Origin of the sequence: Myroides odoratimimus (genome assembly GCF_004337635.1) — a bacterium.
In the GTDB taxonomy this organism is placed as follows: Bacteria; Bacteroidota; Bacteroidia; order Flavobacteriales; family Flavobacteriaceae; genus Flavobacterium; species Flavobacterium odoratimimum.
The window spans coordinates 2,698,407-2,713,555 of the sequence record NZ_CP037427.1 but is presented as its reverse complement, the minus strand read 5'-3'; the positions used below and the strand labels follow the sequence as shown (position 1 = coordinate 2,713,555).

Here is a 15,149-nt window from a genome sequence, read left to right as displayed (position 1 = left end):
ACTGATTAGCACTAACATTAAACAAGGTTTTCTTCGGGCGTTGATTAGAGAGTCTTTTGGAGTTCTTCGGAAAACTAGTCTTCCTTCCGAAGAAACACTGAATTATTCCGAAGAGGTTCCGAAGAAACGCATAGTGATAATATTATTTATATCTGTAAATCAGCTAATTATAATATCTATATAGGAATAAAGTGGAACTTTTGGGAAATAAAGAGAAGTTTTTGGAAGAGAATGGAAGAAAGTGGAAGCTATTCTAAAAACTTGTTTTTTCGATTGTAGTTTTGCCATGTAATCAGGAAGAGAAATATAATCTAATTGGTATCCTATGATTTTCCGTGATAAACCTGCAAGCTAACTTCTTTTTAAATATTTTTATCGAACAACCATGATTTTATCTCAGTCTTTATTTACAAGTTAAGGATAGTTTTATTTTGACCTACTAGGAGATTGCTTGAGGTTTTCTTGCACCTTTCTTGCACCTTTCTTCGACAAAACTACCTTCTAGGCTAGAAAACCCCTAGAAATCTCCTAGCAATCCCCTAAGAAGTGCAAGCCAAGTGTTCTTGTTCTAATCCTAAATATGAGTGTCATTCTATATTAATACCATTACACACTAATGGATAAAACCTCTTTAGTCCAATTGAGGTTCCTACATAAAAAGCCCCTTAGTATAATCACTAAGAGGCTTTTAAAAAAAGTACATTATTTACTCTAAAAGTAAATCGTAATTAACATCCTATACTTTCGTGCGCCGCTACGGGCTGTATAGAAACATTATTATTGGTTGTATCTGACAGATACAATGTCGGTCTAGAGATATTGTACTCCGTAGAAGTATTAATCAATATATCTATTATATTATCACCATTAAGATCTCCACTAAAAATCACTTTAGGCACCTGTCCTTCTTCAAAGTACTTCTGAGATAATAGCATCATTTCGCTGACTTGTTCTCCGTCTTTTATCTCCATACGCAAAGTATAATTCTTCACATAATACTTAGGCATTTCATAGCCTTGCTCTACAGAGTTTAAGAAGTCTTCTTCGCTTACTCCATTAAGTTTTCTTGTACCCGTAGCATATAAAGTATACTCCCTACCTTTAAATGAAATTTGTACTTTCTCGCCAGGATAGATATATGAAGGAATATTTGCCGTCTCTACAACAGCCTCTTTCAGACTACTATTTTTCTTCTCTATAAACATTAGACAAGCTTGTTTTCCACTATTAGAAATAGCTACTCCACTCACTTCGTCTTCCTCTTCACTAGTATTTGCAAGAATCTTAGATACCAGAGGCGCCATAGCCACTAACTTATACGTATTAGTACTATCAGATATTAATCCTAACCATTCTTTTGACTCTATTCTTTCAGGAACTTCATCTGCATGAAATGCCCCAGGTGTAAGAAGCGTATTGTCAAATGAAAAATGTTTTGGATAATCCTTAATATTTTCGGTTCCAGACACTATACTATAGTGTTCAAAACCATCGTCATCTGTTCCTATGTTGCTGATGACTATTTCTTCAGGTTTTAGGTTAGCGTAACCAATATTCCGCTCACCCTCAGTAGATACTTCTTCTACTTCTTTGTTTTTACAACTGTTCATAGCTAGCCCAATTGTCAAAACTATCACTGCAATTAGTGATTTTCTTTTCATCGTTATTTCGTATTTTTAAGGTGGTGCAAAAGTATATGTTCTTCTGATATCCCAACTATAAAAACCCTATTTTAACACTATACATAATCAGCTAAATAACAATCACTTACGCACTAAAACAACAATACCTCATTGCTATTTAATGTCAAAACACTTAAAAAGCTTCCCAATGAGTTTACTATACCTCTTCTTTTTGTAAATTGCTGATTCTTAAAAACAAGATGAACAGTAAAAATAATCTTCATCTTTTACACCACATAAATGCAATACATCATGAATGCAAAAACATACTTAATATTTGGAGTAAGCAAAGGCTTAGGAAAAGCCATCACGCAATATATTCCTAATGAACAAGATATCGTCTACGGTATCTCTCGTACTAAACCTGATTATTTAGATAAACACGATCAGAACAAGCATTGGATAACAGGAGATTTATCTCATCCAAGTCAAGCTACTAATGACTTAAAACAAGCAATAGGTAACCAAAAAATAGATTATTTAATCTATAATGTAGGGATATGGGAACACAATGCTTTCTCAGATACTTATAGCTTCCATGATAATACGCAAGAAGAAATCATCAATATGATTAACACCAACATCTCTTCTTGTATTCTAATGATTCAAGCCTTTATAGAAAACCTAAAGTTATCAGAGAATGCTAAGATTATCTTAATAGGATCTACTTGGGGATTAGATAATCACAATGGAAAAGAAGTTGCCTTCTCAGCAACCAAGTTTGCATTAAGAGGAGTTATTCACTCTTTAAGAGAAAACCTAAGAGAAGATAATATAGGAGTATCTATTCTTAACTTAGGATATCTAGCTACAGAATATGGATGTGAAGAAACTGTAAAGTCTATTATCGAGAAATCTAATGGGGAACTTATCCCATTACAAGATGTATTACAAGCCATCCGTTTTATCATCTCAACATCTAATGCAACGTGTGTAAAAGAAATCAATATGCCTGCGATGAAGGATTTAAATATGTAGTAAAAACAAATATCAACAAAGCCATAACACACTGAATATCTTAAAAATATAAAATAAAAAAATCTAAAACCTGTATTTTATTTATACCTTTGTAAAAGATATTAAAATCACAATACTTATGAAAACTCAACACAAAGAAAATCAAAACAAAAACAGATCTTGTGTTACTCTCTGCAATAACAATATTAGCACAGAAATCATAAGTAATACTATATCACAAGAACATAAAAATTTTATAGATTCTAGATTAGAACACTATCATAACAATCCAGATGACTTAATGGACTTTGAAGAATTATTAAATAAATTTGAAAAAGAGCTATAGTGTATATATTGGTAAACAATTCTTTAGTTGAACAAGATATTAGATTTGCCTTTGATTACTACAAAAGTATATCACACAAACTTGCAAAAGAATTTATACAACAATTACAAAAAGCAAAAGAGAACATAATATTATACCCTTTCAGTAATTATATAGTCTATAATAATGTACGTTTACATAAGTTAAAACAATTCCCTTATCACATACATTATATTGTAGAGGAAGATAAAATGAAAATTATCATTCTCGCTATTGTACATACTAAAAGAGAATATTCTAAATACAAATAAGAGAGGCTGTCCATGGACAGCCTCTCTTATTTGTATTGGTTGTTTACTAACATCCTAAATTCACTAAAGCCGCAACAGGTTTTACTGTTACTGCTCCCGATTTACCTTCTGATAGATACAAGGTATATCTACTCATATTATAATTATAAGTAGTATTGATTAGAAAGTCAATATTTCCATCTCCATTTAAATCTCCTACAAAGTCGATTGTTGGAGTAGCTTCTTCTAAACTTGATAAATCTAATAAAGTGATTACCTTATCTTGCCCCTTAACTTTTAAGAATAAACTGTATTTTTTAATCTCATACCCTTGTACCTCTTCTCCTTCTTCATTTTGGTAAGTATAGGCTGCTCCTTTTTCTCCTTTAGCAAAGAGAGTATAGGTTTTTCCCTTAAATATAAAATCTTTGCTCTCGCCTGGATAAATAGTCTTAGGCAAATTGACTGTTTCTAGGTTACTACCTTGAGTTAATACCCCTTCATTCGTCATGAACACCACTTCACCCACACTCTTAGCAGAGACTTTTACCCCTGTCATTTCTCCTGCCTCATCTAATACTACATCATGTATTAATTTGGTAGTAGGATTTACTTTATGTACGCTATATGTACCATCTGTTTCCTTTACTAATCCTACCCAAGACTTACTACTTACGTTATCTACTATTTCTCCTTCATGATACTCACCTGTCATAATTAAATCATGTTTAAACTTAAAAGAAGCTGGGTAAACTGTAGGGTCATAATAATCTTCCTCTCCTTCTACTACAGCCTCATCTACTATAGCTGCAGGTTCCTCTTCTCCTTCATTAACAGAAGTTGTTGTTTCCTCTATAGGAGTTTCTGTTGTAGAAGATTCTTCTTGTTTGTCTTTACAAGCTGTAGTTAAACTAACTATAGCCGTAAATACGAATATAGACATCAGTCTTTTCTTCATAATTTGCGAGTTTTAAAACCTTGCTAAAATAAAAATATTCTTGCTTCCTACAACTCCTAACTCACAGACAATAAATAATTACAAATCAAAAAGTTATATCTAAAATCACATTTATCTCCAAGTACAAGAGTCATTTTTACATCCAAAATTAAAGAAAGCTTGTAAAAACAAATACAAAACTGGAATCATCAAAATCCACAATTCTGCATCTAAAGCTTGAAATAAAAGTAATACTCCTAGACCTAGACGAATCCACCTCATCACTGTCCATTTCTTAAAATATGCAATAATCATCTTATATCATTTAGTACTTCAAAGATAGGTAACGATAATCTTACCTATTGTTACATAAGTTACAGACTCTCTATTTTAAGATGACGACACTAACTTCTTCAGGAATTTGTGTCCAATATATGGGGAGCTCTTACTGGAAAGCCTCATTAATATGAATACTACATGAATTGACAAAGAAGAAAGAATAACTTTTTCATTATTTAATCGTTGTGTAACAATTGTTACTTCATCTGTCTACACTATCTGCTACTTTCGCTGATATATAAACCATAATATAGTAAACAATGAGAAAATTAGTTTTAGCCATCGCTTTATGTTCTATCGTAAGTGCTCAAGCAGTAGCCTACAATACAGTAAACAATGAAACATCTATTGTTGCTTATGAACAAGATACTAAAGGAGATAAATATGCTATTCTAGTACAATCTATAAAAAACCTACGCTCTTCTATAATGACAGGAAGTGAAATCAAACAAGCTAATCCTAAAGCTGATTTCCAAATCGTAATCATGGGGCAAATGGTACAAGAGTTAAACAATAAAGAACTACGTGCTGAGTTAGATGCTGCAAATAAAGCAGGTATTAAATTAGTAGTATGTGAATTTGCATTAAACGTTTACGGTGTAACATTGAAAGACTTGCCTTTGTACTTTATCGGAACACCTAATGCGCATAAATACATGTTTCAGTTAAATGAAAACAACTACAATACACTTTCTATTTAATTAAGAAAGTCCCCCCTGTATTTATGACAAAAGAGGCCGAAAGCCTCTTTTTTATTTTACCTCATCTGTATTCCATTGATCCCAATATTCAGGTCCATATATAATATCTATATACTCTCCATCTTTACTGTCCATATCTCCCAAATACATCTGCATATGTTCAGGGATACGTTCATAAGCTATTTTTAATGCTTCTTTTAATTCATCTGTAGGATTCTCTTGATAAGCTTCTAAAGCCTCTCTACACAACTGAAGTAAAGATTTCTCTCCATTTAACTGTCTATAGTCATCTTCTAATTCTACGAATATCTCTTCAATCTCATTACTATAAAACTCCTCTACTATTGTAAATTCTCCAAGGTTTTCTATTATCACTTTAGCCCCATTAGGAATGGTACTACAGACAATACCTTCATCTATCAAAGCCCTTAAACGTTCAAAGTCTAAAACTTTTTCTTCTCCACAACCGTGAATTAAGATCGTTTTATCTTTAAAAAGTAATAATTGCACTAAATAATACTTCCCTTCTGAAACATAAAATAGACTGCGATTCTCTCCTTTTATTTTAGTTGGAAAGAAGTGATCCACATTTACCGTATCTATTTTATACAATGTCCCTGTTCCTGACTCCCCTACTGTGACGCCATTGACTTTTCGCTCTTGATAAGTATATATATTCGTCCAATTAGGATTAAGTTCTAATACCAAACTTTTTATAAACTCAAGATACGTCTCAGGTGTATAATACCAATGTCCTTTATCTATTTTCCAAGATCCTAGATTAAAACAGGAGATTTCCTCTCCGTCAGGTATATTAGTGACAACCCATCCTTTCTGTACATCTTTAATAAAATGTTCGAAATCTTCAAAGTTCCAATCCGCTATCCTTCCATCTTCATAAACATCAAAATGTGTAAAGTGGTATCCTCCATTCTGGATAATACCTGGTGTCTTTACCCCTTGTAGAGTAGCAGTTCTATAAACTAATGTTCTACTCATCCTATAGTCTCAGCAGTAATTTCTCTGTATCAACACCATCTATACTCTCATGTGAAGTATTAAAGACCGCTTTTCCCTTAGAAACAATGATTAGTTGTGGAGACTCGTGATGTACTTCTAGCTCTTCTTTTACCTCCATAGACTGAAGTCTATTATTAACTACATCTACTAGATAACAATCTGCATCTGTAGGATTAGTAAAGCTTGCTTCAAAATTTCTTAATGCAAATTTACTAATATGGCATCGAGGGCTGTGTTTAAATATAATTACTGCTTTATCATTTGAATTAGCAATCAGGTCTTTTACTTGACTACTTTCTGTTATATTGATCCATTTCATAAGACAAAATGTTAGTGTGTTTTACATTACTTAAGCGAATTTATGACTTTTTGACATCTTTTACTAATACGAATAATTCAAATATTGCCAAAAAGTCTTAATTTTAATATTGGAACACCTTTTGTCTATTACGATATATCCAAACAAATAAACGATTTAGTATATGAACTTAAATAATTTTACAATAAAATCTCAAGAAGCCTTACAACAAGCACAGGTAATCGTGCAAGGCTTAGGGCAACAACAAATAGAAAATGAGCACATCTTTAAAGCTATTATGGAAGTAGATGAAAATGTGACACCATTTATCTTAAAGAAACTAAACATCAATGTAGATACTTTTAAATCTGTATTAGATGCTACGATAGCTAACTTTCCGAAAGTAGCTGGAGGACAATTAGGCTTATCTAGAGAGGCAGGTACTGCTATCACTGAAGCTCAAGCTATCGCTACAAAGATGAAAGATGAGTATGTATCTATTGAGCATTTAATCTTAGCAATCTTTAAATCAAAAAGCAAAGTAGCTCAGATCTTAAAAGATCAAGGTGTTACAGAAAAACAACTTGAAGCTGCAATTAACGAAATCAGAAATGGAGCAAGAGTAACTTCTGCCTCTGCAGAAGAAACTTACAACTCTTTAAATAAATATGCGAATAACTTAACGCAATTAGCTAACGAAGGTAAGCTGGATCCTGTAATTGGTCGTGACGAAGAAATCAGACGTGTGTTACAAATCTTGAGCCGTCGTACTAAAAACAACCCAATGCTTATCGGAGAGCCAGGGGTTGGTAAAACAGCTATTGCTGAAGGATTAGCGCACCGTATCGTACAACAAGACGTACCTGAAAATCTAAAAGACAAGCAAATCTTCTCATTAGATATGGGAGCATTAATTGCAGGTGCGAAGTACAAAGGTGAATTTGAAGAGCGTCTAAAATCAGTAGTAAAAGAAGTAACTTCTGCTGAAGGAAACATCATCTTATTCATTGATGAGATTCACACACTTGTAGGTGCAGGTGGTGGTGATGGAGCTATGGATGCAGCTAATATCTTAAAACCTGCGTTAGCACGTGGAGAATTGCGTTCTATTGGGGCAACAACACTAGATGAATACCAAAAATACTTTGAGAAAGACAAAGCTTTAGAGCGTCGTTTTCAAAAAGTAATGGTAGATGAACCTGATACTGAAAGTGCTATCTCTATCTTACGTGGTATTAAAGAGAAGTATGAAGCTCACCACAAAGTACGTATAAAAGACGAGGCTATTATAGCTGCTGTTAATCTATCTGAGCGTTATATCACTAACCGTTTCTTACCAGACAAGGCAATTGACCTTATGGATGAAGCTGCGGCTAAACTGAGAATGGAGATCAACTCTAAACCAGAAGAACTAGACGTATTAGATCGTAAGATTATGCAGTTAGAAATTGAGATTGAAGCAATTAAACGTGAGAATGATGAAGATAAACTTAAATCTCTTGGTTTAGAAGTTGCTAACTTAAAAGAAGAAAGAAACGATATCTATACTAAATGGCAATCTGAAAAAGAGGTTGTAGATAAGGTACAAGCTATCAAACAAGAAATAGAAACTTATAAGCTGGAAGCAGAAAAAGCAGAACGCGATGGTGACTATGGAAAAGTAGCTGAGCTTAGATATGGTAAGATAAAAGATGCTCAAGAAGAACTTGAGAAAGCACAAAAACAATTAGACGAAAACCAAAATGGTCAATCGCTAATTAAAGAAGAAGTTACAAGTGATGATATCGCTGAAGTAGTAGCGAAATGGACTGGTGTACCTGTTACTAAAATGCTTCAAAGTGAAAGAGAAAAACTACTTCACTTAGAAGATGAGTTACACAAACGTGTAGTAGGTCAAGAAGAAGCAATTGAAGCGATTAGTGATGCAGTACGCAGAAGTCGCGCTGGATTACAAGACCCTAAAAAACCAATTGGTTCATTCCTATTCTTAGGTACTACTGGGGTTGGTAAAACAGAGTTGGCAAAAGCATTAGCTGAATATCTATTTGACGATGAAAATGCTATGACTCGTATTGATATGAGTGAATATGGTGAAAGACACAGTGTAAGTAGATTAGTAGGAGCGCCTCCAGGATACGTAGGATATGATGAAGGTGGTCAATTAACAGAAGCTGTACGTAGAAAACCTTACTCAGTAGTGTTATTAGATGAGATTGAGAAAGCACACCCTGATACATTTAATATCTTACTTCAAGTTTTAGATGAAGGACGTCTAACAGACAATAAAGGACGTTTAGCTGACTTTAAAAACACAATCATCATCATGACTTCTAATATGGGTAGTCATATCATCCAAGAGAAGTTTGAGAATGCTACGAATATGGAGCAGGCTTCTGAAGATGCTAAAGTGGAAGTACTAAACGAATTGAAACAACAAGTGCGTCCTGAGTTCTTAAACCGTATAGATGAAGTAGTGATGTTTACTCCATTGAGCAAAAACAATATCTTACAGATTGTAGATATACAACTACAAAGTGTATTCAAAATGCTTGCTCAACAAAACATACATATGGAAGCTACTGCGGAAGCTAAAGAATTCTTAGCAACTAAAGGTTTTGACCCAGAGTTCGGTGCACGTCCTGTAAAACGCGTTGTACAAAAAGAAGTATTGAACCGCTTGTCTAAAGAAATCTTATCTGGTAATGTGAAAGCAGATAGTATGATCTTGTTAGACTCGTTTAACAACGAGTTGGTCTTCAGAAACCAACAATAACATTTCGGATTAGTTAGTGAATAGTTATAAAATGAAAACACCCTAAGTCTAGATGACTTAGGGTGTTTTTTATTGCGTATACTTTTAATTAGTATTCCCAAAGCATTAATCCTGCTTCATAACCAGCACCTAGTGTCCAAAACAAAATCTGCTCTCCTTGTTTAATCTTCCTTACTCTTCGCTGATATTGATCTAATGCTAAAAAAGGACTTGACGAACCAGTATATCCTAATTCATGAGAATAAAAAGGCACTTTATCATCACCTAAATTAAAATACTCTTTGATTAATTGTACATTTTTATAATAAACTGAGAAAACATAAACAAATCTATATCTTCTACACTCATTTTATTTCTCTCTAAAAATAATAATAGTTCTTTCTTTATGAAGTCCACACTTCCCATTCCGTCAAAGGAGCGATCCCATACTAATACATCTTCATTCTTAAACTGAGAAAAGCCAGCTGGCGGATAAGACACTGTATCAGCAATATCACTATCTGTATGATACATTACATCCTTAAGTCCTATACTTTCTCCATCCTTATCAAGAATAAAAGCAAAAGCAGAATCAGAAAAACAAAATGCTGTAATCGGATTATTATTATCTACTATACGACATAGATTCTCTGCACATACAATTAATGCTCTCTGCATGTTAGGAGTACATTGCAAATATTTAGTCAACTGATCTAACGCTATAAATGCTCCAATGCAATTGGCATTTAAATCAAAACACATAGTTTTCTTCTTTGCATTCAACATTTGGTGCAACTTGATAGAAGCTGATGGTACTAAAAGCTCTGGTGTAGCAGAAACTAAAGCAATAACATCAATATCTTCAATATGCAAACCACATTCTTTTAATGCTCCTTTTGCAGCTTTGGTAGCCATAGTAAGTGTTGTTTCTGTAGAATTTCGATCTAGAATAAATCTTTTTTTCCTTCCAAGACTCTGTTGAATTCTTTGCATTGGAATATTTCTTTGTTCAAAAGAAGCTATTACACACTCATTTGTTTCATAACTAGTTGGGTGATAAAAATAGGTCTGTTTTATTGTCATAATTATAAATTTTGATTGTAATTTAATTACATAAATTTATAAACCTTACTAGTTAAAAAACTAAAACCGTTGAATTTTAACACGAAAAACAATACTTTATAACATCTACTAATACCAACAAAAACAACAACTTATATAAAAAAACATTCTAAACACCTTTATTGAGTACCTTTTGTTTAAAAATAAAAGGTAGTAAATAGGGTTTTAAGTACCAATTAAAAACTTGTACTATCTATAACCTTTCCATTTTTAAATCTAATCTTACTTTTCCCATAATACCATGTCTCGATATCACCTTGTTCTTTTATATCTGTAGGATCTCCTTGTACAGCCCATACATCATTCTTACTCGCTCCTATTTTAAACGCTTTCTTTGTTTGAAACTCATCATTCAGATTATCTGTTTTAGAACTTGGTTTAGTAAGCTTTTCTTCTTTACTTACTTTAGTTGCCTCTACCTTCTTTTCTACAGAGATTTCCTTTTTTACTTCTTTTGCCTTATCAGTTACAGGTATTTCTTTCACACTTTCTGTATGTTGATGCTCCTTTTCTTTTTTTTCGGCAGTACAAACCTCTCTTCTTACCTCTACAGGCTTCACTTCTACTTTCTTTATAGTCGCTTTAGGTTTTGGCAATTCTTGCTCAACAATCACTGTTTCTTTAATCTCTGTATCTTCACTCTCATTAAATGTATAGTAAACTAAATACCCTCCTAAAACAACGATAATACCAATAACCACAAATAAGAAAATATAGGCATTATTACTTCCTGTATCTACCATCTTTTCTTTCTTTTTAGAGATTTCTTGTTTATCCTCAGGTCTAGAATAGACAGGTACCTCATAGCCATTCGCTATATTATACTTTTCTCTCTTTTCTCTATCTCCTAATGTAGCATAAGCTTCATTCAGTTGTTCGAACATCGTCTTATAGAATAAACTACTCGGATTCTTATCTGGACTATAACGCTCATATAAAGACTGAAAAGCACGCTTAAGCTCTTCCTCTGATACGGTAGGATTAACTCCTAACACTCTATAATAATTAACCTTATTCATTTAAACAAATCAATTTATTAACAAAATTAACAATAACAAGTCGATATAAGTTTAAATAAACAAATACTTTTATTACAAAATCAAGTGATTATAAAAAATTTTACTTCTTTATAAATTGTGGATTTTTAGGTTGAAAGATATTTTGTAACTTTCTAGATAGACGCTTTAAAGTATTAGAGTGTTTAAGGTAGTAAGGTATTTGATCCAGAGGAATACTTCTAACATTAGCGATCACTTCATCTACTGTATAATTATGCATAAATGCTTTTTTTAACCAATCAGATATAAAATCATCCCATTGTTCTTTATTTCCCCAATAATGACCAATAATATGATCTGCAGGTGTCATATCTCCAGTAGAATTAAAAGCTAAAGAAAAAGCAAGTTGCTCTTTTGTAAATGCTTTAATACCTGCTTGACACATCTGATCTGTTATATCTAAAGCTAGTGAAATACTTGAAAAGTTACTTTTTGACACTCCTAGAACACCAGCATTCCACATACAGGTATCTTCTGTAATAAGAATTCCTCCATAAGTATTACCTTTCAATTCTTTCCAAAATCTCTTTCCTGTTTTCGTAGTAAATTTATTGAGCTGCCCTTCATCTATATGCATAATACTTGTTCCTTGTTCTAGTTTATCTCTTAGAGGTGTTAATGAATTATAAACAAAAGTATCTACATCTAGGTACAATAAATCTTTCTCTGGATACTGCCGAACGATATACTCTAATGCCTTTATTTTTACTCTAAACATATATTGGTACTTCCCTAACCAATCTTTAACAAGATCCTTATCTAAAGATTCTACCGTTATTCTTCCCTTTAATTGATTAAACAGAGAAGGTTCTTCAGTCAATACAATAATATTATCACTTGCTCCTTTATAAGCCAATACGGTATATATAGAGAAAAAAACTTGTTGATAATAACTCATCTTATTACCAAAAACCAAATAAACAATATTCATACTCTATTTTAAATTTGAAATAAAATTACAATTATATTTCGAAGTTATTATTGTTGTATAAATGAAAAAAGATCTTCATCCTGATAGGATAAGATCTTTTCTACTTCATCTATTCTATTATTTATACAGCCAGTTCCTTTACTATCTGATGCCACATAATAGGTAGGTCTGTAATACTACTCCATTTTTCGAAACCTATATTCTTCACAATCATCACAGCATCTGAAATCTGTTTTTTGGAAGTACTCTTGTTGACAATTGATTGCGCTATACTACTCAATTGACTAAATGCCTTTGTCTCCTCTATTTTCATAATCATTCAGTTTAATGAAACCTCTTCTCTTTTACTTATAATTTATCATTTATAAGATATTTTTTGTTTTATAATTCTTTTATTAAGATACTCCTTTTTAGAGTAATAAAAAAACTTATAGGCTAATTCATTTTGATTTTAACTTATCTTTTTTACTCTCTTAATTAAAAAAGTCATAATTTAGAAAAGAACAAATACAGAAGGTTATGAGTCACAAAAAATTATTTGCTGGCAGTGAGATTATCGTTCTCGCAGTAAGAAATCTCTTAGATGAAAATAATATTCCCTACATAATTAGAGATGATATACAATCAGCTATCGGAATAGGAGCAGGAACACTTGACAGAGCAGTACATATCTTAGTCGATGAAGAAGACTTAGATAAGGCTAAAGAATTATTAATCGAAAACGACTTTACAGAGTAAAATAAAAAAGGTTCACAGATTTAACTGTGAACCTTTACTCTTTAGAGAAAACACCTCTATATATCAGATAACTTTCTATTGATAATATGATCAAAATAATCTTGGACGAAAGCCTTACACTTCATTTCTGCCTCTTCCATTTCTTTATTCTTCTCCTTAATCAAGTTTTTAGTAAGCCCTTTATCTTTTATATCATAAAAGCCCGTTACTTTAATTCCATTAAATCGGACAATATAATTACCTGTTTGATAAGTTATTTCGTTAGCTCCATAACTTACTGTAAAACGATCGCTTGTAGTATCGTTAAGTAAACTACTCCCCCAACTTCTAAAAGGTTGATCATAACCGATTAAGTCTAAAATAGTAGGATATATATCCATTTGTTGTGCCAATCGATTATCTACCCCTTTTAACCTCTCATCAGGCGTATAAATCATAATAGGAATAGCAGTTCTATTTACTAATTCCTTATACTTATCATAATAAATCTGATTAGTATGGTCCGCTGTGATAATAAAAATAGTATTCTTAAACCATGGTTCTTTACTACTCTCTTCAAAAAAACGCTTAAACGCATAATCAGTATAACCTATAGGTCCATGTATCTCAAGATTACCTTTGGGAAATTTCCCTATATGCTGTTCTGGTATTCTAAAAGGCTCATGTGAAGATACTGAAAACAATGTTGCGAAAAAAGGTTCTTTCTTCTCGTTTAATGTTTTACTCATAAACTGAAAGAAAGGTTCGTCCCAGATCCCCCATGTACCATCAAAATCATCATCATTATCATACTCAGTCATTCCGTAGTAATGATCATACCCTAATATATTTCCAAATCCTAAAAATCCCATTGAACCATTCACCGCACCATGAAAGAAAGAAGTATCATACCCCTGACTATTCAATATAGACACTACAGATTCTATCTTCTGGTTAGGGAATGGAGAAGAAGTAAAAGCATCCTTAAAAGAAGGAATACCTGCTAGAATAGAAGGAATAGCATGAATCGATTTATACCCATTAGCAAAGGCATTAGGATATATCAAACTATGCTTAGCCAAAGAATCTATAAAAGGAGTGTAGCTCTCATAGTTTGGAATATCTGTCCCTTCATTAAAGGCTCCAATATACTCACGTCCAAAACTCTCCGTTATGAATAATACGATATTAGGAGTACTTGGTTCATTGACATTATATTGTTTTACATCATTAATGTATTTTTCTAATGTCTTTTTATCCATATAGTTCACTTCCTTATAACTACTCTTCCCTATCGTTCTTAAGATTGTGAACGGAGTATTTAAGACTACATCCCCATGCTCTGGCTTAGTAGTATGTCGATTGGCATCTACTATATTTATTGGTCTAGTTTTCTTAGTCACACCTCCTCTTATACCAGAGACTACACCAACTACTGAAATTACTACTATAAAAGCAGTAGATATATAATAGCGACTAGTAGATTCTTCTCTTTTGACAGGTTTTATTTTAACTCTAGTATATAAATAAATCCACAAAGCAGAACATATAAGAAACAAAACTAAAGCATGCCAATAACTAAATAGAAAGTTAAACAATAACGTTGCTTTATTAGACTCATGTTCTAAACTATCCATCACAGCTACGGTGGTTCTAGACTGGATAAATCTATAGTAAATAAGGTCTACAAAGTTAGTAGCATAAGCTAGTAAATTAGGAATGAAATAAGCAAAGAAAACAACTTTCTGATAATTAGGTTTGGTATTTATAAAAACAGGAGCTATTGATAATAAGATGAACAAAATACTCATATAGAATATAGATGCACTATCAAATGATAAGGCGTAAAAAGATAGTGATAAAAATTGTCCAACGGAATCAATGCTTAATAAATCTGCGTTATAAAAATAAAATAACAATCGAGCAATAAAGTAAAAAACAAAAGCAAGAAATAATCTATACAACATCACTTTTACTTCATAGGCTCTAAATTTATTAGAAGTCATAGAATTGTAAGGTT

The 15,149-nt window shown here is 32.4% G+C and carries 15 protein-coding genes and 1 pseudogene; 6 read left to right on the top strand and 10 right to left on the bottom strand.

Going from position 1 to position 15,149, the window contains the following annotated elements:
• Positions 1-728 precede the first annotated feature (728 nt).
• Positions 729-1,661 (bottom strand): hypothetical protein, encoded by a 933-nt coding sequence (locus E0Z07_RS12225; RefSeq protein WP_006259133.1) that lies wholly within the window; start codon positions 1,659-1,661, stop codon positions 729-731.
• Positions 1,662-1,934: 273 nt separating this feature from the next.
• Between E0Z07_RS12225 and E0Z07_RS12220 the strand changes: the two genes are divergently transcribed.
• From E0Z07_RS12220 to E0Z07_RS12210, 3 genes are all read left to right on the top strand, one after another.
• The gene (locus E0Z07_RS12220; protein WP_006259134.1) at positions 1,935-2,660 is read left to right on the top strand and encodes an SDR family NAD(P)-dependent oxidoreductase; all 726 of its coding nucleotides are present in this window, start codon (positions 1,935-1,937) and stop codon (positions 2,658-2,660) included.
• Positions 2,661-2,778: 118 nt separating this feature from the next.
• Complete coding sequence (locus tag E0Z07_RS12215) at positions 2,779-2,985, top strand: hypothetical protein (protein ID WP_006259135.1); 207 nt, start codon at positions 2,779-2,781, stop codon at positions 2,983-2,985.
• Positions 2,985-3,275, top strand: coding sequence for a type II toxin-antitoxin system RelE/ParE family toxin (locus tag E0Z07_RS12210; RefSeq protein WP_006259136.1), 291 nt, complete (start codon positions 2,985-2,987; stop codon positions 3,273-3,275). The genes E0Z07_RS12215 and E0Z07_RS12210 overlap by 1 nt, the downstream gene beginning before the upstream one ends.
• A 46-nt stretch (positions 3,276-3,321) precedes the next feature.
• Here E0Z07_RS12210 and E0Z07_RS12205 read toward each other — a convergent pair whose 3' ends face one another.
• Both E0Z07_RS12205 and E0Z07_RS12200 read right to left on the bottom strand, forming a co-directional pair.
• The gene (locus tag E0Z07_RS12205; RefSeq protein ID WP_006259137.1) at positions 3,322-4,212 is read right to left on the bottom strand and encodes a hypothetical protein; all 891 of its coding nucleotides are present in this window, start codon (positions 4,210-4,212) and stop codon (positions 3,322-3,324) included.
• Positions 4,213-4,323: 111 nt separating this feature from the next.
• Positions 4,324-4,506, bottom strand: a complete 183-nt coding sequence (locus tag E0Z07_RS12200; RefSeq protein WP_006259138.1) for a hypothetical protein — start codon at positions 4,504-4,506, stop codon at positions 4,324-4,326.
• Positions 4,507-4,790: 284 nt separating this feature from the next.
• Here E0Z07_RS12200 and E0Z07_RS12195 point away from each other — a divergent pair, with 284 nt between their 5' ends.
• The gene (locus tag E0Z07_RS12195; protein WP_006259139.1) at positions 4,791-5,231 is read left to right on the top strand and encodes a hypothetical protein; all 441 of its coding nucleotides are present in this window, start codon (positions 4,791-4,793) and stop codon (positions 5,229-5,231) included.
• Positions 5,232-5,282: 51 nt separating this feature from the next.
• Here the strand turns inward: E0Z07_RS12195 and E0Z07_RS12190 are convergent, their stop codons facing one another.
• Together E0Z07_RS12190 and ytxJ are read right to left on the bottom strand one after the other, a co-directional pair.
• Entirely contained in the window at positions 5,283-6,230 is a 948-nt protein-coding gene (locus E0Z07_RS12190; RefSeq protein WP_006259140.1) for a DUF7638 domain-containing protein, read from the bottom strand.
• A 1-nt stretch (position 6,231) separates the two neighbouring features.
• Positions 6,232-6,570: a bacillithiol system redox-active protein YtxJ gene (ytxJ, locus tag E0Z07_RS12185; RefSeq protein ID WP_006263417.1), complete on the bottom strand. Its 339-nt coding sequence runs from the start codon at positions 6,568-6,570 to the stop codon at positions 6,232-6,234.
• A 163-nt stretch (positions 6,571-6,733) separates the two neighbouring features.
• Here ytxJ and clpB point away from each other — a divergent pair, with 163 nt between their 5' ends.
• Positions 6,734-9,322: an ATP-dependent chaperone ClpB gene (gene clpB / locus E0Z07_RS12180; RefSeq protein WP_006265138.1), complete on the top strand. Its 2,589-nt coding sequence runs from the start codon at positions 6,734-6,736 to the stop codon at positions 9,320-9,322.
• An 88-nt stretch (positions 9,323-9,410) separates the two neighbouring features.
• On the opposite strand, the pseudogene E0Z07_RS12175 reads toward clpB, so the two are convergent.
• The 4 genes and pseudogenes from E0Z07_RS12175 to E0Z07_RS12160 all read right to left on the bottom strand — a co-directional run bounded on the left by E0Z07_RS12175 (position 9,411) and on the right by E0Z07_RS12160 (position 12,725).
• Positions 9,411-10,384, bottom strand: a pseudogene (locus tag E0Z07_RS12175) (3-oxoacyl-ACP synthase III family protein).
• 215 nt (positions 10,385-10,599) lie between these two features.
• On the bottom strand, positions 10,600-11,442 hold the full coding sequence (locus E0Z07_RS12170) for a J domain-containing protein (protein ID WP_006259144.1): 843 nt from the start codon (positions 11,440-11,442) through the stop codon (positions 10,600-10,602).
• 100 nt (positions 11,443-11,542) lie between these two features.
• Positions 11,543-12,412, bottom strand: a complete 870-nt coding sequence (locus E0Z07_RS12165) for a hypothetical protein (RefSeq protein WP_006265137.1) — start codon at positions 12,410-12,412, stop codon at positions 11,543-11,545.
• Positions 12,413-12,533: 121 nt separating this feature from the next.
• Positions 12,534-12,725, bottom strand: a complete 192-nt coding sequence (locus tag E0Z07_RS12160; protein WP_006259146.1) for a hypothetical protein — start codon at positions 12,723-12,725, stop codon at positions 12,534-12,536.
• A 206-nt stretch (positions 12,726-12,931) separates the two neighbouring features.
• Between E0Z07_RS12160 and E0Z07_RS12155 the strand changes: the two genes are divergently transcribed.
• Positions 12,932-13,150, top strand: coding sequence for a putative signal transducing protein (locus tag E0Z07_RS12155; RefSeq protein WP_006259147.1), 219 nt, complete (start codon positions 12,932-12,934; stop codon positions 13,148-13,150).
• 56 nt (positions 13,151-13,206) lie between these two features.
• Here the strand turns inward: E0Z07_RS12155 and E0Z07_RS12150 are convergent, their stop codons facing one another.
• Complete coding sequence (locus tag E0Z07_RS12150) at positions 13,207-15,135, bottom strand: LTA synthase family protein (RefSeq protein ID WP_131540801.1); 1,929 nt, start codon at positions 15,133-15,135, stop codon at positions 13,207-13,209.
• Positions 15,136-15,149: the final 14 nt, after the last annotated feature.